We start from the raw sequence: 25,674 nt of genomic DNA on the forward strand, positions 1-25,674 counted from the left end.
GTGGGAGAGTAGGACACCGCCGGACTCCTATTACACGAATGGCCACCCCACACCGGGGTGGCCATTTCGCGTTAACGAGCATCACCCCATACGGCGCGGTTGCCTACAACCGTGTACCGTGTGCGAAGGACCCCACGACTCGTATCTCGAGCGTGTGCGCGTCATCCAACTACACAGCACTGAAGAGCACGCCGGACCAGTCCGCGCGAGGAGATTTCCATGACCGATTCATCTGACCGTGGTCCGCAGCGACCAGGACGACGCGACGACTCTCCTCGTCGGAACAGCGGTCCGCACTCCGGCCGGCCGTCCAACTCGGAACGACCGAAGCGGCACGACGGTCCCGAGCGGTCTCAGCGCCCCGACCGTCCTGCCCGACCGGGCGGAGCCGCCGGTTCCGACCGTCCTGAGCGGCCGAACCGCGATGGAGACCGTCCGCAGCGTGACAGGCCCGTGCGCGGGGGGCGGCCGGACAGGGGTTCCGATCGCAAGCTCTGGACCAGCGGAGGCAAACCCGCACGCAACGACCGGGACGCGCGCGCCCGCGAAGTCGAGCTGAGCGAAGAGGAGAAGCAGGCTCGTGCGCTTCGCGCCGTCCGCCCGCGCCACGACGATCCGGAGATCCCCGAAGGCGTGACAGCCCGCGATCTCGACAAGGGTGCTCGGAACGAGCTGAAGACCCTGAGCAAGGAGAACGCGGAAGGCGTGGCCCAGCACCTGGCGATGGCCGCCCGGTTGATCGAGTCCGATCCTGAGCTCGCCCACCGGCACGCCATTTCGGCGGCCCGACGTGCAGGCCGCATCGGCATCGTTCGCGAGACGCTGGCCATCACGGCCTACGCGACCGGTGACTTCGCGCTTGCCATCCGTGAACTGCGCACCTACCGGCGCATCTCCGGATCGAACGAGCAGCTCGCCCTCATGGTCGACAGCGAGCGAGGCGTCGGTCGTCCTGACAGGGCTCTCGAAGTGGGCAGGTCGGTCCAACGTTCAGAGCTGTCGTCGGCTGCGCAGGTCGCCGTTGCGATCGCCATGAGCGGTGCACGCCTCGACCTCGGCCAGACCGAGGCCGCCCTCGACGAGCTCGACATCCCCCAGCTGAACCCCGACGTCGCGTACTCCTACAGCGCCGACCTCTTCTCCGCCTACGCGGAAGTGCTCGAGGATCTGGGCAGGGTCGACGAGGCGGAATCCTGGCGTGACCGCGCTGCTCGGGCCGACGCCGCCCTCGGCGACGACGACGGCGACCTCATCGAGGTGTACGAAGAGGACATCGACGAGGGAGAGGTCGTCTTCGATTCCGTCGACGACGCCATCGCCGATTCGAGCGGGGGAGAGAGCGGCGATGAGCCTGTTCACCCGTCGGAGTCGTAGCGTGGTGACCCCTCTGGACGGAGTGGATGCTGTCCTCGCAGACCTCGACGGCGTCGTGTATCAGGGTCCTAACGCCATTCCCTTCGCCGTCGAGTCCCTCACCAGGGTTGCCGCCGCGGGCACGCGGATCGGCTACATCACCAACAACGCGTCCAGGACCGACCGCCAGGTTGCAGAGCACCTGTCGAGCTTCGGTCTCGACGTCGCGGCGAGCGATGTGGTCACCAGTCCTCAGGCGGCCGTGCGGCTCCTGGCGGATCTTGTGCCGCCGGGCTCCCTGATCCTCGTGGTCGGCGGCGACGGCCTCGTCGACGAACTGGGCAAGGCCGGGTTCCGGGTGACGCGAGAATCCGCAGACGAGCCGGCCGCCGTCATCCAGGGTTTTTCGCCCGAGGTCGGCTGGAAGCAGCTCGCCGAAGCCAGTTTCGCCCTTCATCGCGGCATTCCCTGGGTGGCGACGAACACGGACTGGACCATCCCTGTGGCCGGGGGCATCGCCCCGGGCAACGGCACCCTCGTCTCGGCCGTTCACACGGCCGTGGGGCGCCTTCCCGTGGTCGCGGGAAAGCCCGAGGTCGCGATCTTCGAGGAGGCTCGGCGTCGTTTCGGAGCGTCGTCGCCGCTGTTCGTCGGCGACCGGCTCGACACCGACATCCTGGGTGCGAATCGGGCAGGAATGCCGGTGGCCCACGTGTTGACCGGCGTCGACACGGCGAAGCAGTTGCTGTCGGCGAAGCCCGACGAGCGTCCCCAGTTCATCCTCGACGACCTGCGCGGACTGTTCGAGCCGTACCCGGCGACCACGTTCTCCAAGGACTCGTCGACCGCGACGGTGGGCGCCGCGACGGTGCGGATCCGCGGCAACGACGTCGTGATCGCATCGGCCGGAGACAACCGCACCGACCTGCTGAGGGCCGCATGCGCGGTCATCTGGACATCGGGCCGCGCGATCTACGGACTGCAGGTGCCGGAGGAGCTCTACGCGGGCTGAGGCGAATCGCGGCGGTACTCTAGAACCTGTGACTGACACCGACCCCGAGACGTCGAACGCTCTTCTCTCCCGCCTCCGCGTGATCGAAGAGCAGCCCCTCGACGCCAGAGCCGAGGCCTACGTGCAGCTGCACGATGCGTTGCGCGTGCGGCTCGAGGGCGGGGACGCCCTTGTCGATGACTGAGTCTCGACTCGACGCCGCTCTGGCCGCGATGGGCCTGGCCCGAAGCCGTACTCACGCGGCCCAGCTCATTGCAGATGGGCTCGTGCGCGTCGACGGGGTCGGCCAGGTGAAGCCGTCGTTCCGTGTGGCCGAGGGGCAGGCGCTGACCGTCGACGGCGACGACGGCTACGTGAGCAGGGCGGCGGGCAAGCTGGTGGCGGCACTGGATGCCTTCCCCGACGTGGTCGTGCAGGGTCGCCTCGCGCTCGACGCGGGTGCCTCGACGGGCGGGTTCACCCAGGTGCTGCTCGAGCGCGGCGCACGCCAGGTGATCGCGCTCGATGTGGGACACGGCCAGCTCGCACGGGTGGTCGCCGACGATCCGCGGGTGCGGGTGGTCGAGGGGTTCAACGTTCGATTCGCCACGCCCGAGACGCTCGGTGCGGCCGCGCGGGTCGACGAGTCGCCGTCGCTCGTCGTCGGGGATCTGTCGTTCATCTCGCTGGCAACGGTTCTTCCGGCGCTCCAGTCCGTGGCGACGCCGGATGCGGACTTCGTGCTGCTCGTCAAACCTCAGTTCGAGGTCGGGCGCACGGGCATCAAAGAGGGCATCGTGAAGAATGCCGGGCTTCGCGGCGAGGCCGTGGCGAGCGTTCTGTGGAGCGCCTTCGACCTGGGGCTGGGCACGGCGGGCATCACGTCCTCCCCAGTCATCGGTGCCGCCGGAAACAAGGAGTACCTGATCTGGCTGAGCGCGGTTGTCGGAGGCAATCCGACAGAATGGTTGGATCGCGTGACCAGAATGACGGGAGTCTGAGAATGGTGAACCAGCGCAACATCCTCGTGGTGCTGCACACGGGCCGCCAGGATTCCGTCGACGCAGCGGTGCGGGTCTGTGCCCAGTTGCACGACGCCGGCGTGACCGCGGTGATCGCGCCCCAAGAGACCGACGACGTCGGCGCATACCCCGAGCAGCTCGCCGGCATGCCGGTTCTGGGTGTCGACGTCGACATGGCCGATCTCGAACTCGTGATCGTGCTCGGCGGCGACGGCACGATTCTGCGTGCCGCCGAGCTGGTGCGCGGTTCGGCAGTTCCGCTGCTCGGCGTCAACCTGGGCCACGTGGGCTTCCTGGCCGAGAGCGAACGCGAAGACCTCACCGAGACGGTGCGTCGAGCGCTGGCCCGCGACTACCACGTCGAGGAGCGCATGACTCTCTCCGTGCGGGTGAAGGTCGACTCCGAGGTGGTCTATGAGACCTGGGCGCTCAACGAGGCGACGGTCGAGAAGGCCAGTCGCGAACGCATGCTCGAGGTCGTGATGGAGGTCGATGGCCGGCCGATATCCAGTTTCGGCTGCGACGGAGTGGTCATGTCGACGCCCACCGGTTCGACCGCATACGCGTTCTCAGCCGGCGGTCCCATCGTCTGGCCCAGCCTCGATGCTCTGCTGATGGTTCCGCTCAGCCCCCATGCGCTCTTCGCCCGCCCGCTCGTCGTCAGTCCCGACTCCGCGCTGGCGGTCGAGGTCCTTCCCCGAACGCAGGGCACAGGAGTGCTCTGGTGCGACGGGCGACGCACCCACGATCTCCCGCTGGGAGCACGGGTCGTCGTGCGTCGTTCGCCGACCCCTGTGAGGCTCGCGCGGCTTCACCTAGGCCCGTTCTCAGACCGACTCGTGGGCAAGTTCAATCTGCCCGTCACCGGATGGCGAGGCCCGACGACCCGTGATTAACGAAATCTCCATCCGCGACCTCGGTGTCATCGACGACGCGGTTCTTCCGCTCGGTGCGGGCTTCACGGCCGTCACGGGGGAGACCGGTGCCGGCAAGACGATGGTCGTTCAGGCGCTCGGCCTCGTGCTCGGCGCCCGGGCGGACTCGGGAACGGTGCGCAGCGGCAGCAGACAGGCCTCCGTCGAGGGTCGGTGGATCGTTCCCGCGACCGGCGAGATCGCGACGCGTGTGCAGGATGCCGGGGGAGACCTCGATCCACAGGGTGACGACACGGCGGAGCTCATCCTGCTGCGCACCGTGTCGAGCGAGGGTCGCAGCCGAGCCGTCGTCGGCGGCCGCGGAGCGCCCGCCAGCCTGCTCGCCGAGCTCGGCGAGCACCTCATCGTGGTGCACGGGCAATCCGACCAGATGCGTCTCACCTCGTCGACCGAGCAGCGGTCGGCCCTCGACCGTTTCGCCGGAGAGCCGCTGGCCCGCATCGCGGAGCAGTATTCCGCGGTCTTCGGCCAGGCTCGCGCCGCTCGGGCCGAGCTCGCCCGCCTCATCGACGAGCGCGACGAGCGTGCACGAGAGGCCGAGGGGCTGAGGGTCGCCCTCGGCGAGATCGACGAGGTCGGGCCGATCGAGGGTGAAGACCTGGAACTCGCGGAGAGGGCGGAGAAGCTCACGAACCTCGAGGATCTCCGGCTGGCCGCAGAGGAATCGCGCGACCTGGTCTCGAGCGAAGCACTCGACTCCCACCCCGACATCATCGGGCTGCTCGACAGCGCGCGGCGCCAGCTCGAGCGGGTCGCGCCGCACGATGCCGCCCTTCAGCCCATCGTCGAGTCCCTCGCCAGCGCGGGATTCCTCGTCGCAGAGGTGTCGACCCAGCTGTCGAGCTACATCGCCTCGCTCGACTCCGACGGGGCGGCCGAACTCGACTCGATCCAGCAGCGGCGGGCCTCGCTGGCGGTGCTCGCCCGCAAGTACGGCCCCGAGCTCGGCGACGTCATCCGTTTCGGCGAAGCCGCCGGGCCGAGGCTGCTCGAACTCGACAACGATTCCGACCGCATCGAGCAGCTCAGGGCCGAACTCGACGACCTCGACACCCGGTCGACCGAACTGGCGGCCCAGCTCACCGCGGCACGAACCGAGGCGGCCGCCATCCTGTCGGCGAGGGTGACCGACGAGCTCGCCGCGCTGGCCATGCCGACGGCGCGCTTCGTCATCGAGGTGACCGCCCGCGACGAGCTCACCGCCTCCGGGGCCGACTCGGTCACCTTCCTGCTCCAGCCCCATGGCGGCAGCACTCCTCGATCCCTGGCGAAGGGCGCGTCCGGCGGAGAGCTCTCGCGCGTGATGCTCGCCATCGAGGTGGTGCTCGCCGCCACAGACCCGGTGCCCACCTTCGTGTTCGACGAGGTCGACGCCGGCATCGGCGGGGCGGCCGCCATCGAGATCGGAAGACGACTCGCCCTGCTGGCGAAGACGTCGCAGGTCATCGTCGTGACCCACCTCGCGCAGGTCGCGGCGTTCGCCACGAACCACCTGACCGTCGTCAAGGATTCGTCGGGGGCGGTGACCGCGTCGAGCGTCACGCAGCTCGACGGCGATGCCCGGGCGGCCGAGATGGCCCGGCTTCTCTCCGGACTGCCCGATTCGAAGAGCGGCCTCGAACACGCCCGCGAGCTGCTCGATCTTGCGGCTGCCGGGTAGTACGGCTCGTTCGGCGCGCCCGCCGAGCGAGATCCACGGGGCTCACCGCCCGCAGCGACTGTTAGGATGAAACTCCGTGGCAGATGGTCAAAATCCCCAGGTCCTTTCCGGCTCGTCGATGGCATCCCAGGCGGGCGCTTCGGTGACCGGCCTCCCCTCGACTTCTAACACCCCGACGAAGCACATCTTCGTCACGGGTGGTGTGGTATCCAGTCTCGGCAAAGGCCTCACAGCCGCCAGTCTCGGCAACCTCCTCACCGCCCGGGGGCTGCATGTCGTCATGCAGAAGCTCGACCCGTATCTCAACGTCGATCCCGGAACGATGAACCCGTTCCAGCACGGCGAGGTGTTCGTCACCGACGACGGCGCCGAGACCGACCTCGACATCGGGCACTACGAGCGCTTCCTCGACATCAACCTCGACCAGGCCGCCAACGTGACGACGGGTCAGATCTATTCGACGGTCATCGCCAAGGAGCGCCGCGGCGAATACCTCGGCGACACGGTGCAGGTCATCCCGCACATCACCGACGAGATCAAGCGCCGCATGCGCCTGCAGGCGGAGCCGCCGGCCGACGGCTCGCCCCGACCCGACGTGATCATCACCGAGATCGGCGGAACCGTCGGCGACATCGAGAGCCAGCCGTTCATCGAGTCCGCCCGCCAGGTGAGGCACGAGCTGGGCCGCAAGAACGTGTTCTTCGTGCACGTCTCGCTCGTTCCGTACATGGGAGCATCGGGCGAGCAGAAGACGAAGCCCACCCAGCACTCCGTCGCCGCCCTCCGCTCCATCGGCATCCAGCCCGACGCCCTGGTGCTGCGCAGCGACCGGCCCGTCTCGGAATCGAACAAGCGCAAGATCGCGCTCATGTGCGACGTCGACGAGGCCGCGGTCGTGAACGCCGTCGACGTTCCGAGCATCTACGACATCCCGACCATGCTGCACGACCAGGGTCTCGACGCCTACATCATCGACAGCCTCGACCTCGCCCAGGGCGCCGGCGACGTCGACTGGTCACGCTGGTCGCCGCTGCTCACGGCGGTGCACGAGCCGAAGCACGACGTGACCATCGGGCTCGTCGGAAAATACATCGACCTTCCCGACGCCTACCTGTCGGTGACCGAGGCCCTCAAGGCCGGCGGATTCGCCCACAAGACCAAGGTCGCCATCAAGTGGATCCCGTCGGACAACTGCGAGACGCCCGAGGGAGCCGCCCGCGAGCTGTCCGACGTCGACGGCATCTGCGTTCCCGGAGGCTTCGGCGTGCGCGGCATCGAGGGCAAGCTCGGCGCACTGCGCTTCGCCAGGGAGAACGGCATTCCCACGCTCGGCCTGTGCCTCGGCCTGCAGTGCATGGTCATCGAGTACGCCCGGCACGAGGCCGGCCTCGAGGGAGCGTCGTCGAGCGAGTTCGACCCCGATACCGAATTCCCCGTCATCGCGACCATGGCAGAGCAGGTCGACATCATCGCCGGGGGAGACCTCGGCGGAACGATGCGACTCGGTCTCTACGAGGCCAACCTCGCAGAGGGCTCGATCGTCGAGGCGCTCTACGGCGCCCCGGTCGCGAGCGAGCGCCACCGGCACCGCTACGAGGTGAACAACCACTACCGTGCCCAGATCGCCGACGCCGGCCTCTGGTTCAGCGGAACGTCGCCCGACGACTCGCTCGTCGAGTACGTCGAGCTTCCTCGCGCTGTACACCCGTTCTACGTCGCGACCCAGGCGCACCCTGAGCTGCGAAGCCGACCCAGCAGCCCGCATCCGCTGTTCCGCGGCCTCGTCGAGGCGGCTCTCGAGCGGCACGAGGCCTCGAGCCTGTTCTCGCAGGACGAGGCCGCGTCGATCGGCGACGCCGACGAGGTCGCCGCCCGTGCCTGACCAGCAGCCCGAGCAGGTGCAGGGTCTGCTGGCCGATGACCGCGTCGACCTGCCGATCGTGTCGAGCGACGTCGTCTTCCAGGGCAAGATCTGGGATGTGCGACGGGAGACCTTCGACTACAACGGTCAGCAGATCACCCGCGAATTCGTCGACCACACGGGAGCGGTCTCCGTTCTCGCGGTCGACGACGAGGAACGCGTGCTGCTGATCAAGCAGTACAGGCACCCCATCCGTGCCCGCGAGTGGGAGATCCCCGCGGGTCTGCTCGACGTCGCAGACGAGGATCCCCTTGAGGCCGCCAAGCGCGAGCTGGCCGAGGAGGTCGACCTGGCCGCCGCGTCGTGGAGCGTTCTCTCCGACTACGTGACGACGCCCGGTGGAAACAACGAGGCGATCCGCGTGTATCTCGCGAGAGACCTCACCGAGACCGATGCCTTCGCTCGTGAAGACGAGGAGGCCGACATCGAGAAGCGCTGGGTGCCGCTCGACGAGGCGCTCGATGCCGTCGTCGCGCGGCGCATCCAGAACCCGTCTCTGGTGGTGGCCGTCTACGCGGCGGCGATCTCGCGATCGCGCGGCTGGTCCACCCTGGGTGCGGCCGACGCGCCGTGGCCCCAGCGCGACGTGCTGCGCAGCTCCCGCCGGCCCTCATAGCCCATGGCGCTCGAGCCGCAGGTGCACGACTATCTGCGCCACCTCACGATCGAGCGCGGCCTGTCGACGAACACGCTCGCCGCGTACTCGCGCGACCTGAGACGGTACACCGAGTGGCTCGAGGCCCAGGGCGTATCGGATGCGCGGCTCATCACGGCGGCGCAGATCGGCCGGTTCGCGGGATCGCTGCGCACCGTCGACACGGGTGACGACGCGCCTTCCGAGCCGCTCGCCGCGTCGAGTGTGGCGCGCATCCTGTCGTCCGTGCGGGGATTCCACCGGCACTTGGCCGACGAGGGCGCGGTCGATTCGGACCCGGCCCGAGAGGTCAAGCCGCCGAAGCTCGCCAGCAGGCTCCCGAAGGCCATCACCATCGATCAGATGACCACCCTGCTCGGCGCCGTCACCGGCGACGATGTGCTCGCGTTGCGCGATCGCGCTCTGCTCGAGATGCTCTATGCGACCGGCGCGCGGGTGTCGGAGGCCGTCGGACTCAACGTCGACGATGTCATGGACGACAACGAGATCGTGCGCCTCGTGGGCAAGGGCAGCAAGCAGAGGGTCGTTCCGGTGGGCAGCTACGCCCGCGAGGCCGTGGATGCCTACCTCGTGCGGGCGCGTCCGGCGCTGTCCGCTCGTGGTCGGGCCACACCCGGGCTCTTCCTCGGCCAGCGCGGGCAGCGTCTGTCGAGGCAGGGAGCCTGGCTCGTGATCCAGTCGGTGGCGCGCCGTGCTGGGCTCGAGGCGCACGTGTCGCCGCACACCTTCCGGCACTCGTTCGCAACCCATCTGTTGCAAGGGGGCGCCGACGTTCGTGTGGTGCAAGACCTTCTCGGCCACTCCTCGGTAGCGACCACGCAGCTGTACACGCTGGTCACCGCCGACACGCTCCGCGACATGTACGTGACAGCTCATCCTCGGGCGCGCTGAGTCGCCTACGCGGCCCGGTGCTGCGGGGCCGGTACAGTTGAGTTCGTTCCGGTGACAGTTGCCGGGAGGAATGGGAGCAGCGTTCGTGGCGGGCACTAAGAACACCGGTCGGTCCGAGCTTCCGGGACTCGAGACACCGAAGTTCGGTCCCACAGGGCGCCCGCTTCGGGAATTCCCCGATCCGGCACCCCTGAAGTCGCACGGTCCGGCGCGCATCATCTCGCTCTGCAACCAGAAGGGTGGCGTCGGCAAGACGACCACCACCATCAACCTCGGCGCCACGCTCGCCGGCTACGGCCGCCGGGTGCTCGCCATCGACTTCGATCCGCAGGGCGCCCTCTCCGCCGGACTCAACGTGAACACGCACGACGCGCTGACGATCTACGACCTGCTCCTGGGCAGCGCGAAGGATCCGTCGGCCGCCATCCAGCACACCTCGGTCGAGGGCCTCGACGTGATCCCCGCCAACATCGACCTGTCGGCCGCCGAGGTGCATCTCGTCAATGAGGTGGCCCGCGAGACGATCCTTGCCCGCGTGCTCCGCAAGGTCAGCGCCGACTACGACGTCATTCTCATCGACTGCCAGCCGTCGCTCGGGCTGCTCACCATCAATGCCCTCACGGCCAGCCACGGAGTGTTCATTCCCCTCGAGTGCGAGTTCTTCGCGCTGCGCGGCGTCGCACTTCTCGTCGAGACGATCGACAAGGTGCGCGACAGGCTCAATCCGGCCATCGAGCTCGACGGCATCCTCGCCACGATGTACGACCCGAGAACGCTTCACTCCCGCGAGGTCCTCGAGCGGGTCGTGGATGCGTTCGGCGACGCCGTGCTCGAAACGGTCATCGGGCGCACGGTCAAGTTCCCCGACGCGTCGGTCGCCGGACGCCCCATCACCCAGTTCGCGCCGGAGCATTCGGCGGCGAAGGCCTACAAGCAGCTCGCCCGAGAACTGGTCGCGCGTGGCGCGGTCGCCTAGCCCCGACCTCAACGCGGGCGAGAATGCGCCCGCGTTCGAACTCCGCCTCGACAACTTCGAGGGTCCGTTCGACCTGCTGCTCTCGCTCATCTCGAAGCACGAACTCGACATCACCGACATCGCGCTCAGCAAAGTCACCGACGAGTTCATCGGCTTCCTCCGCGGCGTCGATTCGGCGGAGGAGCTCGACCGCGCGTCGGAGTTCCTCGTGGTCGCCGCGACGCTGCTCGACCTGAAGATCGTGGGGCTGCTGCCCCAGGGCGAGCTCGTCGATGCCGAAGACGTGGCTCTCCTCGAGGCGCGGGACCTGCTCTTCGCCCGCCTGCTGCAGTACCGGGCGTTCAAGCAGGTCGCGGAGTGGTTCGGCACGAGCCTCGAAGCCGAATCGACCCGGCACGTGAGGCAGGTTCGGCTCGAAGAGAAGTACCGACGGCAGACGCCCGAGCTGGTGTGGACGCTGACCCCCGACGACTTCGCCGCGCTTGCGGCCCTGGCCCTCGCGCCCCGGGAGATACCGACCGTGGGACTGGAACATCTGCACGCGCCGCTGGTGAGCATCCGGGAACAGGCGGCCCATGTCGTGACCCTTCTTCGGTCGAGCGCCGGCCCGATGTCGTTCCGTCAGCTGATCGCGGGAATCGCCGAGAAGGGCGTCGTGGTCGCCCGGTTCCTCGCCGTGCTCGAGCTCTATCGGCGCGCGTCGATCTCGTTCGAGCAGATCGAGCCGCTCGGCGAGCTGACGCTCAGCTGGACGGCCGAGTCGTGGACCGAGGAGAACCTCTCTAATCTGGGAGCGGACTATGACAACTGACACTTCGCTCGAAGACATCCCTTCACCCGACGACCCGGTCGCCCCGGCCCCCGTCGTGGTCGCCGATGTCGATCGCGCGCTCGAAGCGATCCTCATGGTCGCCGACGAACCGCAGAGCCTGGTCGCCCTCGCCACGGTCGTGTCACGTCCCGTCGCCGTCGTGCGGCAGGCGATCGAACGACTCGTCGACGACTTCGACGGCGTCGGCGGCTCGATCAGGCGCGGCTTCGAACTGCGCGAGGTCGGAGGCGGCTGGCGGCTGTACGTGCGCGCCGACTACGACTATGTGGTCACCGACTTCGTCTCGACCCAGAACCCGTCGCGCCTCAGCCAGGCCGCCCTCGAGACGCTGGCCGTGATCGCCTACAAGCAGCCCATCTCGCGGGGGTCGATCGCATCGATCCGCGCGGTCAACGTGGATTCGGTCGTGCGCACCCTGCTCGGCCGCGGCCTCATCACCGAGGTGTCGACGGATGCCGAGACGCACGCGATCCTGTACGGCACGACCGACCTCGTGCTGACCCAGCTGGGCCTCAACTCCCTCGACGAACTCCCCCCGATCTCGCCGCTGCTCGCAGACGGCGCGGAAGGCTTTGATGAACGACTTTGACCACGGAACCCCCGACGACACGGGCATTCGCCTGCAGAAGGTGATGGCCGCCGCCGGCGTGGCCTCGCGTCGCGCATCCGAGGAGCTGATCGCCGCCGGGCGCGTGCGCGTCAACGGCCAGGTGGTGCGGGAGCCGGGGCGTCGGATCGATCCGGCCGTCGACAAGCTGGCCGTCGACAACGTCGCCATTCAGCTCGACCAGTCGAAGCGCTACGTGATGCTCAACAAGCCGGTGGGCATCGTGTCGAGCCTCGCCGACGAGAACGGCCGGCCCGATCTGCGCGAGTTCACCGAGCAGTTCGAGGAGCGGCTCTTCAACGTCGGACGTCTCGACGCGGAGACGTCAGGTCTTCTGATCCTCACCAACGACGGCGACCTGGCGCACGTGCTCGCGCACCCGTCGTTCGGTGTGATGAAGACCTACATCGCCAAGGTGCGCGGTGCCATGACGCCGCAGACCGTGCAGCGGCTGACGACCGGACTCGAGCTGGAGGACGGCCCGATCGCCGCCGACAAGGCTCGACTGCTCGAGACCTCGAACGGGTTCAGCCTGATCGAGATCACGCTGCACTCCGGCCGCAACCGCATCGTGCGACGCATGCTGAAAGAGGTCGGGCACCCCGTGGTCGATCTCGTGCGACGCTCGTTCGGCCCCCTGCACCTCGGCAACCTGCGCGTTGGCGCGACCAGGGAGCTCACCTCTGCCGAGCTCGGCCAGATTCTGACGCTGTCGCGCTCGAAGGATGCGGCTGCGCCGGCCGGTTCGCCTGACAGCTCGTCAGAAGCGGGGGAGTAGGCCATGGTCGAATCCCGTCTCACCGGGCAGGTGCGCGTCGTCGGCGTCGGCCTGCTCGGCACCAGCATCGGCCTCGGCCTGCGCGCCCGCGGCGTCGACGTCATCCTCTCCGACGCGTCGCCGACCAACCTCAGCATCGCCATCGACTACGGCGCCGGTCGGGCGGCTGCGGCCGACGACTTCCCGCAGATCGTCGTCGTCTGCGTCCCCCCGGACGTGACGGCGCAGATCGTCGCCGCAGAACTCCTCGCCTACCCCGATGCCCTCGTGACCGATGTCGCCAGCGTCAAAGTCGCCCCCCTCGAGGAGCTGCGCGCATCCGGTGCCGACGTGACGCGCTACCTCGGCTCGCACCCGCTCGCCGGGCGCGAGCGCGGCGGCCCCCTGTCGGGCAGGGCCGATCTGTTTCTCGGGCGTCCCTGGGTCGTTGCCGACCACGGGGGCGTGTCGTACCAGCGCGGCTCGCTGCTCGACGACCTCATTCTCGACCTCGGGGCCACGCTCGTGGAGATGAGCCCGGAGCAGCACGACCTGTCGGTCGCCCTCGTCTCCCACGTTCCCCAGGTGATCTCGAGCGTCATGGCCAGGCGGCTCACCGATGCGCCCGATGCGGCTGTGAACCTGTCGGGTCAGGGACTGCGCGACGTCACCCGCATCGCGGCGAGCGACCCGGAGCTGTGGGTTCAGATCCTCGGAGCCAACGCCGGGCCCGTCGCCGACGTGCTCCGAGACTTCCGCGCCGACCTCGACCGGTTCATCGACGCGCTCGAGCATCCGTCGCAGGGATCCTCTCGGCGACGCATCAACGAGGAGCTCGCCGGCGGCAACATGGGAGTGGCCCGCATTCCGGGCAAGCACGGACTCGACCGGCGGTACTCGTCGCTCGTGGTCATGGTCGACGACAAACCGGGCGAACTGGCGAGACTGTTCCACGAGATCGGCGAGGCGAACGTGAACCTCGAAGATCTGCGCCTGGAACACTCGCCCGGCGCCCAGATCGGCCTGGCCGAGATCTTGGTTCTGCCCGAAGCGGTGCAGCGCCTCACCGACGAACTGTCGCAGCGAGGCTGGAGGATTGCAGGATGACCACCCCGGAACGAACGAACACTCGGCGCGAGACCACGTCGGACGCGAACAGCGACACCACCTTCGTCGTCGCCGTCGACGGCCCGGCGGGCAGCGGCAAGTCGAGCGTGAGCAAGGCAGCGGCCGCTGCACTCGGTTATGCCTACCTCGACTCGGGTGCCTGCTACCGGGCGTTGGCCTGGAGCCTGCTCGACCGCGGAGTCGACCTCGAGGACTCGGCCGCCGTCGTGGAGGCGCAGACGACATTCGACCTTCGCATCGGAACAGAGCCCGCCGACTACTTCGTGCGGGTCGGGGAGACCGACGTGACCGACGCCATCCGGGAGCCCCGCGTCACCAACGCCGTGCGGCACATCTCGAAGGTGCCCGAGGTGCGATCCGGGCTCACCGCGCTGTTCCGCCGAATCATCCGCGCCACGCCGAACCCGGGCATCGTCGTGGAAGGTCGCGACATCACGACGGTCGTCGCATCCGATGCTCCCGTGAGAATCCTGCTAACAGCGTCGGAAGAGGCTAGAATGGCGAGGCGTTCCAAGGAACTGACCGATCAGAGTGCTGCCGTCGTGGGTGAACAGCTCCGGTCCCGAGATCAGGCCGACTCTCGAGTCGTCGATTTCATGAACGCCGCCGATGGTGTTCTCACCCTCGATTCAACCGAACTCGACTTCGACCAGACCGTTCACGCGGTGGTCGAGATCGTCCACACTCAAACAGCGAGGATCTCGCATGGCCGATAAAAAGGCTCCCAACCCGTCCAGCCCGATGACCGACTCCGAAGACGACTTCGAGGGCACCGACCCGACCCTGCTCGACAGGCTCGACACTCTCGACGACGAGCTGATCTCGGCGCGCACCGAGACGCTGCGCGCCGGGCTCGCCGACTTCGACCTCGACGACGACGACCTTCAGATTCTCGAAGCCGCGACCGACGACCCCGACGCCATCACGTATCTGCCGGCGCTCCCCGTGCTCGCGATCGTGGGCCGGCCGAACGTCGGCAAGTCCGCGCTCGTCAACCGCATCCTCGGCCGCCGCGAGGCCGTCGTCGAGGACACCCCCGGCGTCACCCGCGACCGCGTCTCGTACAAGGCCGAGTGGGCCGACCGCTTCTTCACCATCGTCGACACCGGCGGATGGGAACCCGACGCCAAGGGCATCAACGCCTCCGTCGCCATGCAGGCCGAGATCGCGATCGACCTCGCCGACGCCGTGCTCTTCGTCGTCGATGCCAACGTCGGCGCCACGTCGACCGACGAGCACGTCGTTCGTCTGCTGCGCAAGGCGAAGAAGCCCGTGTACCTCGCTGCGAACAAGGTCGACGACCTGCGCCAGGAGCCCAACGCCTCGGTGCTGTGGTCCCTCGGTCTCGGCGAGCCGTACCCCGTCTCGGCGCTTCACGGCCGCGGCGTCGCCGACCTGCTCGACATCATCATGAAGGACCTGCCGCCGGTCTCGGCCGTCGCGAAGCAGGAAGTGGGCGGACCGCGTCGCGTCGCCATCCTCGGCCGCCCGAACGTGGGAAAGTCGTCGCTGCTGAACAAGGCCGCGGGCGAAGAACGCGTCGTGGTCAACGAGCTCGCCGGAACGACCCGCGATCCGGTCGACGAGCAGGTCGAGATCGCCGGACGCATCTGGCGTTTTGTCGACACGGCCGGAATCCGTCGCCGGGTGCACCTGCAGCAGGGCGCGGACTTCTACGCGTCGCTTCGCACCTCGGCCGCGCTCGAGAAAGCCGAAGTCGCCGTCGTGATGATCGACGTGACCGAGCCGATCAGCGAGCAGGACGTGCGCATCATCGACCTCGTTCTCGAATCGGGACGCGCCCTCGTGCTCGCCTTCAACAAGTGGGACATGCTCGACGACGAACGACGTCGCTACCTCGAGCGCGAGATCGAACAGGATCTCGCGCACGTGTCGTGGGCACCGCGCGTCAACATGTCGGCCAAGACCGGTCGTCACCTCGAGAAGCTCGTACCCGCACTCGAACTCGCGCTCGACTCGTGGGACACCCGTCTTCCGACGGGCAAGTTCAACGCATTCCTGGCCGAACTCACCTCGGCGCACCCGCACCCCGTGCGCGGAGGAAAGCAGCCGCGCATCCTGTTCGGAACGCAGGCATCGAGCCGCCCGCCGACATTCGTGCTGTTCACGACCGGGTTCCTCGACCCGGGCTACCGTCGCTATATTCAGCGCCGGCTGCGCGAGGTCTACGGCTTCGAAGGCTCGCCGATCATCGTCAGCATGCGCGTGCGCGAGAAGCGCAAGCGCTAGCCGTTCGCGGCGTCTGTTACCGGTGACGACGTCTGTTACCGGGCCGCCGGCAACAGACGTCGCGTACGGTCACATTCGCTGCGCCGTAATTCCGCTACCGTTTCGTAGGGTTGTTCTGTGATATCCCGCCGCACGCCTGCTCCGATGAGCCTCATCATCGCCGCCGCCGCAGATCTAGTCCTGGTGCTCATCTTCGTGCTGATCGGCCGGGGAAGTCACGAGGAGGGCTTCACCCTGCTCGGCACGTTGAACACCGCCTGGCCGTTCGTCGCCGGCCTGGCCGCGGGCTGGCTCGTCTCACGAGCGTGGCGCAGGCCCCTGTCGATGCGGCGAGCGGCCCTGCCGGTCTGGGCATCCACGGTCGTGATCGGCGTGATTCTGCGGGCCCTCAGCGGTCAGGGAGTCGCCGTGTCGTTCGTGATCGTGACGCTCCTGGTGCTGGCGGCGTTCCTGTTCGGCTGGCGCGCCCTCGCCAGGCTTGTCGTCTCCCGCAGAACCCGCCACGAGGCGCACGCGGAGCGCTGACCGTCACACGAGACGGACGCACGCTACGACAGGATGTCCTTGCTCGAGAATCGCCCATAGGCGAGCGCCCCGAACACCACGACATAGCCGAGCTGCAGCAGCGCGTTCTGCCCGAACGACGACCACTCGATGGGCTGGCGCAGCAGGTCGGCGAAGTCGAGCCAGTAGTGGCTGAAGAGCCACGGATGCAGCCACTCGGTCTGAGAGAGCGAGTCGAGCACCTGCGCCACGATCGAGAGCACGACCGTGGCGGCCATGGCTCCGACCGGCGCGTCGGTGAGCGTCGAGATGAACAGGCCGATCGCGGACAGGCCGAGCAGCGACACCGTGGCGTACAGCGCGATTAGCAGCGACCGCACGAGCGAGTCGCCGATGCTCACCGTGTCGCCGGAGAGCAGGGTCACCGGCCCGACCGGGAACAACGCGATTCCAATGAGGATGCCGGCGATCGACAGAGTCAGCGTTGCTGCCAGGCAGAAGACGACGGCCGCGAGGTACTTCACGACGAGCAGCCGGATGCGCCCGACGGGCGAGACGAGCAGATAGCGCAGCGTGGCCGTGTTCGCCTCGCCCGCGATCGAGTCGCCCGCCACGACGCCGACCGTCAGGGGAAGGAAGAGGGGGATCGCGATGGTGAGCCCCGCGATGCCCACGAACAGGCCATTCTGCGTGATGCTGTCGATGAATGCCGGGCCGCGGCCGCTCGATCCCGACGACGAGATGCGCACCGCGACGGCGATCAGGATGGGAACCGCGGCCAGCGCCAGGAGCATCGCCCAGGTGCGGCGGCGTCGGAAGAGCACGGCGAGTTCCGAGGCGAAGAAGCCCACGCCCAGGCTGCGCCTGGTTCGGCGCGCGACGAGGCTGGCCGCTGTCGGGTCACTGGACGACATCGAATCCCTCCCCGGTCAGCGCGACGAAGAGGTCTTCGAGCGATGCGTGGTCGACGGCGAAACCGCGCACTCGCACCCCCGCGTTCACCAGCGCCGCGACGATGTCCTCCGGCTCGATCGACTCGGGCAGCGTTGCGGTGACGGCCGCACCCGGCGCATCCGGATGCCCGGGGTCGAGACCCAGCGTGCGCAGCACCTGGGCGGCGGCGTCGGCATCGGGCGTCGTGACGATCACGCGAGTCGTGCCCGCGGAGCGCAGCTCGTCGAGCGTGCCCTGGGCGACGAGCCTGCCGGCCCGCATCACGGCGGCGTGCGTGCACATCTGCTCGATCTCGGCGAGCAGGTGGCTCGAGACGAAGACGGTCGTTCCCTCGTCGGCGAGCGACCGGATGAGACTGCGCACCTCGCGCGTCCCCTGCGGGTCGAGGCCGTTGGTCGGCTCGTCGAGAACGATGAGGTCGCGCGGCGCGAGGAGGGCGTTGGCGATGCCGAGCCGCTGCTTCATGCCCAGGGAGTAGGCGCGCACCTTCTTGTCGGCGGCGTGGCCGAGGCCCACCCTGTCGAGGGCGCGCGAGACCCGGGCGGACCGGGTGCCGTTCGGCGCGAACCCGTCGGCGGAGTCGAGCCGGCGCAGGTTGGCGGAGCCTGAGAGGAACGGGGAGAAGCCGGGACCCTCGATCAGGGCACCGACCCGCGGAAGGACCGACCCGAGCTTCTGCGGCATGCGTTCGCCCAGAACGCTGATCTCGCCGCCGCTTGCCTGGGCGAGTCCCAGCAGCATGCGGATCGTCGTCGTCTTTCCCGAACCGTTGGGGCCGAGGAAGCCGAAAACGGAACCGCGCGGAACCGACAGTGCCAGGCCGTCGACGACCGTCTGGCGGCCGAAGCGCTTCGTGAGCGCCGTTGTCTCTATCGCGAGTCCGGATGCGTGTGCGGGTGCCGACGAGCCCGCGCCGCTGCAGTCGATCACTTCCCGGCTGCCGCCTGCAGGCTCTCGACCGGCACGGCGCCGGCGAGCACGCGCCCGTCGTCGGTGATGAGCACGGTCAGCAGGGTGGTCTGCAGCACATGGCCTCCGTCGACAGACGTCGTCAGCTGCGAGAGCATCGGCGAGTCGGTGAGCGACGAGGGGTCCGTGCTCGCGGGGAGCTCGACGATGGTGTCCCATCCCGTTCCCGTGACGGTCGGCTCGGGGTGCGTGCCGGCATCCGGTGCCACGCTGCCGTCGGCAGGGGCGTCATCGCGGTTCGGGAGTGCCTTCTCGGTGACGTCGGTTCCAGCGGGGGGAGTGAAGTCGAAGAGGTCGGCGGAGGGAGTGTCGAGTGACAGCGACGTGAAGGCCACGTGGAACGCGGCGTCGGACGAACCCTGCGCGAAGACGTCGACGCTCAGGGGGAGTCCGGTGTCGGCGTCGACCGCGATCTCCACCGACGAGACGAGGGTCGTCGAGCTGTCGGGGGTGAGGACGAGGTCGTAGGCCGAGCGGCCGGCCACGGTCACGGGATCGCCGATCGTGACCTCGGTGCTCGGGTCGACGGCGTCGAGGAAGCGGGTGGCCAGTTCGGCGGGGGTCAGCGACTCGGCCGAGGCGTCGGGTGCTGTGGATGCGTCGGCCGGCAGGGTGGAATGCACGGCCGTGGAGTCGTTCGAGTCGTAGAGCCACAGGTCGTCGCCGTTGCGGATCGCGTCGCGCTCGGCCATGTCGTCGAGGATCTGCACGCGGCTCTGGGTGGGGCCGTCGACGTAGACGCGCAGCGTGTGCGAGGCGGTGAGCAGCTCGAGTGCGGAGGTGAGGTCGCTGCCGTCGGAGGAGTCGGAGGAGGAGCCGGTGGAGCCGCCGAGGCCGGAGACATCGGGCAGCCCGAGGTTCGACGACTGCTCGATGGTGCCCGAGAAGGTGTCGACCGTGCTCGAGGCCGCGAGTTCGAGAACCTGCTGCGGCGTCTTGTCTGCAGGGTCGGCGGAGGCGCTGGTCGCGAAGACCCCGCCCAGAACGACGGCGCCGATAGCGACGGGAGCTGCGGCGGCGGGAATCCAACGGTGCCAGGTGCGGGGCATGAGCGGCCAACTTTCGGGTGGTGCGGTCGTCGTGAACGGGATCCGCGACGCGGTGTGACGAACGCTACGCCGGAAGTCCGTGAATCTGCTCAGTCTTCTCCTGCACCCTCGGGGCCGTCGCTCGCGGCGCGTGTTCGCGAGCGGGCGAAAGTCAGGCTAATATGGACAAGTTGTCTTCGCGGATGACAAAGCCACGGGCTGTGGCGCAGCTTGGTAGCGCACTTGACTGGGGGTCAAGGGGTCGCAGGTTCAAATCCTGTCAGCCCGACAGATTAGCCCCGAATTTCTGCGGAAGTTCGGGGCTTTTGCTTTGCCCTGATGATGGTGAAATCGGCGAAAACGGCGTTGGTGACGCGCTATGGGCAAATGGAGCGTGTCGTCGCCGAACGTTTCCAGGTGAATGCGGGACGGTTCCGACGATTCTTGGCGACGGTTCGGTACAGGTCGAGCACAAGTCGGTTGGCTCGAAAGCGCACGGCAATGTCCGGGAGTCAGCCGGGCTCCATTTCGTGTGTTTGGCCGGATGGTTCTGTCGGATTTATTGCGAACGGGTAATGAGACGAACTTCCCAGAAACCACTCGCGGACCTGATCTTGAAAGCTCGATCTGGGTTGGTGCAACGGTCCGCTTTAGGGTCCTTCTACGGGTTTTGGATACGGACGGGTCTTGCCGGAAAGCAGACGGGCAATCATCAGCGCTGATATGCGTTGGCTGGGTTGCAGGATCATCTACCTCGCCGGTCCCGCATGGTTCGCCGGACAAGACGCGGGCGAGTTTTCCGTACGATTCGACCCCGAACTGGCAGCTTGACCGGGAGAATGACCGGTCTTCAGCGACGTCCGAGACTTTTTCGCCGGTTAATGAGCCTGACCAGTTTTTTCAGTTCGGCGGGGTGGGCGGATATTCCCTGGGTCAGGGAGAACCAGGCGTGCAGGATGTGCTTCTCCATCCTGGTGAGCTTGGGCGTCTCGATGATCACGGCACCGAGGTCGGCGGCGTTCTCGTCGACGCTCCAGTTCCCGGCCTCGAGCTCGAGGAGACTCGCGCATCCGTCGCATCTGATGAAGCGCTCGAGTTTGAAATGATCAAACCCACCGCTCACGCGGCCTAAAAAACCAAACCCCGAGAGTCAACTAGACCGACAGCAGTCCCTCCCCACGCTATATAACCTTCTGATTGCGTTGTCGATGACGCTGGACAAAGCAGTCGTGATGATTCGTCATTCCCAAACGGATCAAGACCGTTAAGTCGGCTTTGACGCCCAGCGCCGACGTGGCGTCCCGGAATTGTTGGGCTAATCGCTCACGCGGCGGTCGCCCTGATCGACACTGCCAAACCCGTAGGGGGACTTAGCCTTGTGTCGGACGAGGCCGGTTGGGGCCGTTATTGACCGCCGTTTCATCACGGGCGTCCGCTAGGAGGGCGGATTCGGCTCGTTCGAGTAGCGACCGAAGCTGTCTAAATTCGACGTCACTGAATGCGCCCTTGAGGCGTTCTTCTACCCCAAGCACGAGGAGGTCCGCCTTAATCAAAAGCGAGTCGCCATCGTCCGTCAAATCTGTCACCAGCACTTTGGAGTGCAGTGTCGAGACTGCTCGGCGAACCAAACCTTTCTCTTCCAGGTTGCCCAGGATGGTCGCCATGGTTTGGGGCGTCACAAGAGCAGCCCGCGCCAGTTGTGCCGCGGACTGGCCCGGCACGTGGTGCAAGGTCATAAGCGTCACGTACTGCGGCACCGTTAGTCCGAACTCTCTTAGAACGCGGGCCTTCTCGGCCATTACCACCTGTTCGGCACGCTTGACTGCGTGGCCAAGTCGTCCGGCCATTTCAGCCATCAGTGTTTCTTGTCCGCGAGTAGTCATTCAGCGTCCCGCTTTCCCAGCATCCTGTCAGATGCTCGTGCCCGGTCTCCGATGGTCAGGATACCAAATAGGCACTCGTTCCCCGCTATCCGTCCACGACAGAACAGCCTCACGACCATGACTCTGGGGACCCTGGCCTGCTTACTGGGATGTTGTTCTGTCCGGGCGGACAACGTAGACCACTCGGTCGAGTACGTCGCTTGGAGGTCCATCCATCGGGAGCCCGTAGCGTGCGGCGATCTCGGCGAAGAAGATCCCCGAATCGTCCGGGACTATATTGACAACTGTTCCTCGCACTTCCAGATATCTGTAGGGGCTCTCAGGATCATTGACCGAGACGGTGACCTTTGGATTGCGCATAATGTTGGTGTACTTATATCGGGTCGTGGTTCCTGTGAAGCGCAGTAGCGTGCCGTCCCAGGTGAACCACATAGGATTCACTTGAGGCCAGCCGTCAGCGCGTTCCGTTGCGAGGTGCCCAAAGAGTGGACGAGTCAGTAGGTCCAGATGGCTGTCCGGTATGACGCTCACAGTGCTTGCCGTTCGTTCGAAAGCGTTGCTCCTTGAGTTTGCGTCTGCGAACGCATCATGATCACGGTGGTCATTGCACAAACGGTCGTGATCATGACGATCGCCCACAGGATGCTGTGAAGTGATCCGGTGAGGGAGTCGATGAGGAACCCGGCAAACGCGTCTTGTTGGCCGTCGTGGACGAGCGAAACGGCGCCGGAGACGTTCCCGCTCGCGACCTGATTGGCGATGCCAGTTGGGTCAAGCGCGTCGGGGGATGCGGCTGCGAAGTCAGCAATTCTTGGCTGAATACCGTTTTGCGTAAGAGCGAGAAGCACGGTGCCGAACACGGCAATCGCGATGGTTTCTCCAGCCAGTCGTGTGGTGTTGAACATGCCGGCAGCCATTCCCGCGCGCTGTGGTTCTACTGAGCTGACTGCGGCTCCGTCGAGAATACCTGCTGATAGGCCCATACCTGCCCCGATGAGTACGAGCGCAGGAGCGATCGCACCGATGGGAGTTGACGGGCCGATGATGGTTAGTAGCGCGGCGCCGAGGGCGACGAGGAGAAGCGAGATTGCCAGTAGCCAACGTACGCTTGCGCCTTTGGCCAGGAGCCTGCCGGAGAGGAAGGGCGCGACGATCACCGGGCCAGTCATGATCGCCATCACGATGCCGACGGTTCCTGCGGCCATTCCGTATCCGGCGGTGAAGTATGCAGGAAGGTACACAAGGAGTGTCACGAAACCGAAAGCCAGAGTCACAGGAATCAGACACAACATGAAGAACCGGGGCTGACGAAACAGTGCAAAGTCAAACATAGGGCGGCGGGCACGCGATTCGACGAAGACAAACAGGCATCCCAGGAAGAGGGCTGTGACAGCCAGGGTGATCACCGTCGGGCTTGTCCATCCCAGCTGGGGGCCAAGCATGATGGCGAGGACGAAAGCGAACAATGCCGGGGTGAAGGTGGCGGTGCCGGCCCAGTCGACTCGTGCATCAGGCTTCCTCGAGGCGAGGTCGGTCACGCCAATGGTCACGACCAGAGTCGCAACCGCGACTATAACGTGCGCAAGGAAAACCGCACGCCACCCGAAACCGCCAACAAGAACGCCTGAGAGGGAAGGTCCAAGCGCAAGCCCCACCCCGGCCGATGAGCCAAACATCGCGAAGGCTTTCGCGAGTTCCGGACCGCTGTAGGTGTTTGCAAGGAGCGCGCTTCCTCCGGTCATCATCGCCGCTGCACCGATTCCCGAGACCCCCCGGGCAATATCTAGAGTGGCAATGTCCTGCGCAAGGACGCTGGCAAGTGAGCAGAGCGCGAACAGGAGCGTGCCGGCTATGAAGATTTTCTTTCGGCCGATGATGTCTGCGAGGGACCCGCACGCCAGCATGAAACAGGCGAAGGTGAGGTTGTAGGAGTTAACGACCCACTGCAGAGCGACCATGCTGGGTTCGAACTCGGTGTTGATGTGCGGTACCGCGACGGATGTTCCTGTCAATGAGGCAGGCAGGATGAGTACTGCGAGACAGGCGGCGACCAGCGTAAATCTGGCGCGTGAGGATGTTGTGGAGTTCACGGAGAGCTTTCGTATCGTTGGTCGAAGTTCGGATGCGGGGATTGAGACTCTTCCAGTTCAGTAGCGCGAACCCATTGCTGCGGGTAGCTCGTTCAGCTCGCGGAGATCCTGATCGTCGAGGTGTACTGACGCAGCCTCGATGTTCTCCACGAGGTGCTTGCTCGATTTTGTGCCAGGGATGGGAATCACATTTCCGGACTGGGCAAGTGTCCAGGCGAGAGCGATTTGAGCCGGGGTCACATTGCGGCGTAGAGCAACGGAACGTACGACGCTGATGATCGTTTCGTTCGCCCTCCGTGCCTCGTCGGAGAATCTCGGATTTGATGCGCGAAAATCAGACGATTCGAATGATGTTGCCACTCCGATGGATCCGGAGAGGAATCCTCGCCCCAGCGGTGCGAATGGGACAAACATCGCCCCGTTGGCTGACGTCCAGTCCAGAACGCTGGTGTCCTCATCTGGTGCGGGAACGAGCGCGTCTCTGGTCCAGAGCGACATCTCGGACTGAATGGCCGCAACCGGGTGGATTGCGTGTACAAGGGCCGCATCACTCACGGAGACTTCCGACAGGCCAAGGTGCCGCACCCGCCCGCTGGTAACAAACTCTGCCAACTGCGCCCATGTCTCTTCAAGTGGAACGTTCTCATCGACGCGATGCAGGTAATAGAGATCGACCCCGTCGACACCCAAACGCTTCAGACTCGCGTCAAGCGCATCGCGCATGTGCCGAGCGCTCGCATCGCGATGCATTGCGCGCGACTCGAGGTTGTCAACAACGAGACCACCCTTGGTTGAGATGACGACGTCGTCACGAATCCCACTCAAGGCCCGACCTACGAGGGACTCATTGTGCCCGTCGCCGTAAATATCGGCCGTGTCAATCAGGGTTACACCTCGCTCAACAGCCTCGCGAATCACCCGAATCGAAACATCGTCATCACGGGCAGACTCCCGATACCCCCAACTCATCCCCATGCACCCGAGACCAATAGCTCCCACGACCTGACCGGTACTGCCAACCTCGCGAACATTCATGCTCTGACCTTCTCTCTTGCCATTTCTATAACAGTACACTGTCATAAATGAGACTACTGATACTTCTTTTGCGCCAACAAAGATCACCACCGGCCGGACTCGCCGGCTTGGGCGTGCTTGCCGCTGTTCGTTGGAGTCAGCCGAGATGACGCAGACCTCGGCCTGAGCGAGGATCACGGCGATGGGGCACCGGGCGGTGTCATGTTGATTCCCACACGAGCCCTCATGCCCTATCGGGACGCGCTGATGGCGACCCCGCAGGGTCACAACGTCTCGGTTTCGGCCGTGACGCCCAGACGGAGCGACCATGACCATCATCGATCCGTTCGGTAGCCAACTCAGATTTTGTGAGCCCAACGGATAGGACCAACGCAAGAGAAGGTCATCGGTTCAACTGGCCACCTGACTAGCGCTTTCCATCGACAACATCATCGCAACGGTGGTCGGTAGCGCAACAACCCATCGAGACAGGATGCGAACGTTCCATGTCGACCCGTAGCGAGGCTCGCTTCTGAGCCGGCCCAAGGCGCTTCTGCACAAGTATGTTGTGCCCAACTTCGAGTTGACGAGGGTGGCAGCCCGTTCGAGCCCGGTCGGGTTCGTAATCTCACTCGCGAAGCTGTGTCGGTGCCCGGCGCTAGGGTAACGTCCGTGACGGATTTCGACGGGAACGCCCTTCTGAGTTCCGTGGTTGGTGCGTTGGTCGGCGGTGGCATCTCGTCACTGGCTATTTGGTTTCTGTTCAGAGCTGAGGAAGCAAGCCGTCGCCGTGAGGAGGCGTCCCGTGACAAGCAAAGGCATGACGACCGTTTCGAACCCGCCCTGGCGGAGCTGATGAGAGCGATGGGCGCGCATGCCGGCGCGGTTCGGGCTTGGCGTGACTCACGTCCGCGGTATCACTTCACGACCCCTTTGAATGACCCGACGCCGCGTGCTGTTCCTCCGTCGAACAATGGCATCGTGACTGCGCTGGCCATCGCTGCGATATTGGCCGACTCGGACGAGTTCACAGTGCTGGACCCGTTGGGTGGCCTTGTGGCGTTCATAGACGGCCAGGACCCGACCGATGAGGCAACCACACTTGAGGCGAGTGTTTCGCTGCTAATGATGTGGCGGCGCGGCATTGTCACATCCGAGAATGCGTTCAGGGACTTCACCGTCATGGCCACGGATGCTCTTGAGCGACTGCGCGAGCGTGACAAGGCTGGCGACTGACGCTTCTGGTCGCTCAGT

Annotated in this window: 26 protein-coding genes and 1 tRNA gene; 19 read left to right on the forward strand and 8 right to left on the reverse strand. The window is 66.2% G+C overall.

Annotated features, from left to right (window positions below; genetic code table 11):
* Positions 1-219: 219 nt before the first annotated feature.
* The 17 genes from QCD70_RS04005 to QCD70_RS04085 all read left to right on the forward strand — a co-directional run bounded on the left by QCD70_RS04005 (position 220) and on the right by QCD70_RS04085 (position 16,503).
* Positions 220-1,374 (forward strand): hypothetical protein, encoded by a 1,155-nt coding sequence (locus QCD70_RS04005; protein ID WP_301213899.1) that lies wholly within the window; start codon positions 220-222, stop codon positions 1,372-1,374.
* Positions 1,346-2,365 carry an HAD-IIA family hydrolase gene (locus tag QCD70_RS04010; protein ID WP_301213900.1) on the forward strand — a complete coding sequence of 340 codons (1,020 nt, stop codon included), beginning with the start codon at positions 1,346-1,348 and terminating at the stop codon, positions 2,363-2,365. The genes QCD70_RS04005 and QCD70_RS04010 overlap by 29 nt, the downstream gene beginning before the upstream one ends.
* Positions 2,366-2,393: 28 nt before the next feature.
* Positions 2,394-2,549 carry a hypothetical protein gene (locus QCD70_RS04015; RefSeq protein ID WP_301213901.1) on the forward strand — a complete coding sequence of 52 codons (156 nt, stop codon included), beginning with the start codon at positions 2,394-2,396 and terminating at the stop codon, positions 2,547-2,549.
* The gene (locus QCD70_RS04020; RefSeq protein WP_301213902.1) at positions 2,542-3,345 is read left to right on the forward strand and encodes a TlyA family RNA methyltransferase; all 804 of its coding nucleotides are present in this window, start codon (positions 2,542-2,544) and stop codon (positions 3,343-3,345) included. Before QCD70_RS04015 ends, QCD70_RS04020 begins: the two co-directional genes overlap by 8 nt.
* 2 nt (positions 3,346-3,347) lie before the next feature.
* Positions 3,348-4,262 (forward strand): NAD kinase, encoded by a 915-nt coding sequence (locus QCD70_RS04025; protein WP_301213903.1) that lies wholly within the window; start codon positions 3,348-3,350, stop codon positions 4,260-4,262.
* Positions 4,255-5,961, forward strand: coding sequence for a DNA repair protein RecN (gene recN / locus QCD70_RS04030; protein WP_301213904.1), 1,707 nt, complete (start codon positions 4,255-4,257; stop codon positions 5,959-5,961). The genes QCD70_RS04025 and recN overlap by 8 nt, the downstream gene beginning before the upstream one ends.
* A 118-nt stretch (positions 5,962-6,079) precedes the next feature.
* Complete coding sequence (locus QCD70_RS04035; RefSeq protein ID WP_301214215.1) at positions 6,080-7,843, forward strand: CTP synthase; 1,764 nt, start codon at positions 6,080-6,082, stop codon at positions 7,841-7,843.
* Positions 7,836-8,498, forward strand: a complete 663-nt coding sequence (locus QCD70_RS04040) for an NUDIX domain-containing protein (RefSeq protein WP_441004908.1) — start codon at positions 7,836-7,838, stop codon at positions 8,496-8,498. Before QCD70_RS04035 ends, QCD70_RS04040 begins: the two co-directional genes overlap by 8 nt.
* A gap of 3 nt (positions 8,499-8,501) precedes the next feature.
* Positions 8,502-9,428, forward strand: a complete 927-nt coding sequence (xerD, locus tag QCD70_RS04045; protein ID WP_301213905.1) for a site-specific tyrosine recombinase XerD — start codon at positions 8,502-8,504, stop codon at positions 9,426-9,428.
* Between the two features lie 85 nt (positions 9,429-9,513).
* Entirely contained in the window at positions 9,514-10,404 is an 891-nt protein-coding gene (locus QCD70_RS04050) for a ParA family protein (RefSeq protein WP_044443921.1), read from the forward strand.
* Positions 10,388-11,215, forward strand: a complete 828-nt coding sequence (locus QCD70_RS04055) for a segregation and condensation protein A (protein ID WP_301213906.1) — start codon at positions 10,388-10,390, stop codon at positions 11,213-11,215. The genes QCD70_RS04050 and QCD70_RS04055 overlap by 17 nt, the downstream gene beginning before the upstream one ends.
* Entirely contained in the window at positions 11,205-11,825 is a 621-nt protein-coding gene (gene scpB / locus QCD70_RS04060; protein WP_301213907.1) for an SMC-Scp complex subunit ScpB, read from the forward strand. Before QCD70_RS04055 ends, scpB begins: the two co-directional genes overlap by 11 nt.
* Positions 11,812-12,621 carry a pseudouridine synthase gene (locus tag QCD70_RS04065; protein ID WP_301213908.1) on the forward strand — a complete coding sequence of 270 codons (810 nt, stop codon included), beginning with the start codon at positions 11,812-11,814 and terminating at the stop codon, positions 12,619-12,621. Before scpB ends, QCD70_RS04065 begins: the two co-directional genes overlap by 14 nt.
* A gap of 3 nt (positions 12,622-12,624) precedes the next feature.
* Positions 12,625-13,707 carry a prephenate dehydrogenase gene (locus QCD70_RS04070; protein ID WP_301213909.1) on the forward strand — a complete coding sequence of 361 codons (1,083 nt, stop codon included), beginning with the start codon at positions 12,625-12,627 and terminating at the stop codon, positions 13,705-13,707.
* Positions 13,704-14,444: a (d)CMP kinase gene (cmk, locus tag QCD70_RS04075; protein ID WP_301213910.1), complete on the forward strand. Its 741-nt coding sequence runs from the start codon at positions 13,704-13,706 to the stop codon at positions 14,442-14,444. The genes QCD70_RS04070 and cmk overlap by 4 nt, the downstream gene beginning before the upstream one ends.
* A 25-nt stretch (positions 14,445-14,469) precedes the next feature.
* Positions 14,470-15,978 carry a ribosome biogenesis GTPase Der gene (gene der / locus QCD70_RS04080; RefSeq protein ID WP_301214217.1) on the forward strand — a complete coding sequence of 503 codons (1,509 nt, stop codon included), beginning with the start codon at positions 14,470-14,472 and terminating at the stop codon, positions 15,976-15,978.
* Between the two features lie 144 nt (positions 15,979-16,122).
* Positions 16,123-16,503, forward strand: a complete 381-nt coding sequence (locus tag QCD70_RS04085; protein WP_301213911.1) for a DUF3054 domain-containing protein — start codon at positions 16,123-16,125, stop codon at positions 16,501-16,503.
* A 23-nt stretch (positions 16,504-16,526) separates the two neighbouring features.
* Here the strand turns inward: QCD70_RS04085 and QCD70_RS04090 are convergent, their stop codons facing one another.
* Genes QCD70_RS04090 through QCD70_RS04100 form a run of 3 tightly spaced genes read right to left on the reverse strand, consistent with a single transcriptional unit; the run spans position 16,527 to position 19,454 of the window.
* The gene (locus QCD70_RS04090) at positions 16,527-17,396 is read right to left on the reverse strand and encodes an ABC transporter permease (protein WP_301213912.1); all 870 of its coding nucleotides are present in this window, start codon (positions 17,394-17,396) and stop codon (positions 16,527-16,529) included.
* Complete coding sequence (locus QCD70_RS04095; protein WP_301213913.1) at positions 17,383-18,366, reverse strand: ABC transporter ATP-binding protein; 984 nt, start codon at positions 18,364-18,366, stop codon at positions 17,383-17,385. The genes QCD70_RS04090 and QCD70_RS04095 overlap by 14 nt, the downstream gene beginning before the upstream one ends.
* Positions 18,363-19,454, reverse strand: a complete 1,092-nt coding sequence (locus QCD70_RS04100) for a LolA family protein (RefSeq protein ID WP_301213914.1) — start codon at positions 19,452-19,454, stop codon at positions 18,363-18,365. Before QCD70_RS04100 ends, QCD70_RS04095 begins: the two co-directional genes overlap by 4 nt.
* 194 nt (positions 19,455-19,648) lie before the next feature.
* Between QCD70_RS04100 and QCD70_RS04105 the strand changes: the two genes are divergently transcribed.
* Positions 19,649-19,722: transfer RNA gene (locus QCD70_RS04105), tRNA-Pro, on the forward strand.
* Positions 19,723-20,283: 561 nt separating this feature from the next.
* On the opposite strand, the gene QCD70_RS04110 is transcribed toward QCD70_RS04105, so the two are convergent.
* The 5 genes from QCD70_RS04110 to QCD70_RS04130 all read right to left on the reverse strand — a co-directional run bounded on the left by QCD70_RS04110 (position 20,284) and on the right by QCD70_RS04130 (position 24,441).
* Positions 20,284-20,556 carry a hypothetical protein gene (locus QCD70_RS04110; RefSeq protein ID WP_301213915.1) on the reverse strand — a complete coding sequence of 91 codons (273 nt, stop codon included), beginning with the start codon at positions 20,554-20,556 and terminating at the stop codon, positions 20,284-20,286.
* Positions 20,557-20,803: 247 nt separating this feature from the next.
* Positions 20,804-21,289, reverse strand: a complete 486-nt coding sequence (locus tag QCD70_RS04115) for a MarR family winged helix-turn-helix transcriptional regulator (RefSeq protein ID WP_301213916.1) — start codon at positions 21,287-21,289, stop codon at positions 20,804-20,806.
* A gap of 168 nt (positions 21,290-21,457) precedes the next feature.
* Entirely contained in the window at positions 21,458-21,955 is a 498-nt protein-coding gene (locus tag QCD70_RS04120) for a PPOX class F420-dependent oxidoreductase (protein WP_367316688.1), read from the reverse strand.
* Positions 21,844-23,406 carry an MFS transporter gene (locus QCD70_RS04125; RefSeq protein WP_301213918.1) on the reverse strand — a complete coding sequence of 521 codons (1,563 nt, stop codon included), beginning with the start codon at positions 23,404-23,406 and terminating at the stop codon, positions 21,844-21,846. The genes QCD70_RS04120 and QCD70_RS04125 overlap by 112 nt, the downstream gene beginning before the upstream one ends.
* Positions 23,407-23,463: 57 nt before the next feature.
* Positions 23,464-24,441 (reverse strand): aldo/keto reductase, encoded by a 978-nt coding sequence (locus tag QCD70_RS04130; RefSeq protein ID WP_301213919.1) that lies wholly within the window; start codon positions 24,439-24,441, stop codon positions 23,464-23,466.
* A 651-nt stretch (positions 24,442-25,092) separates the two neighbouring features.
* Between QCD70_RS04130 and QCD70_RS04135 the strand changes: the two genes are divergently transcribed.
* A complete protein-coding gene (locus tag QCD70_RS04135) occupies positions 25,093-25,656 on the forward strand; it encodes a hypothetical protein (protein ID WP_301213920.1) in 564 nt (187 codons plus the stop codon).
* Positions 25,657-25,674: the final 18 nt, after the last annotated feature.

Origin of the sequence: Agreia sp. PsM10, assembly GCF_030433855.1 — a bacterium.
GTDB lineage: Bacteria > Actinomycetota > Actinomycetes > Actinomycetales > Microbacteriaceae > Agreia.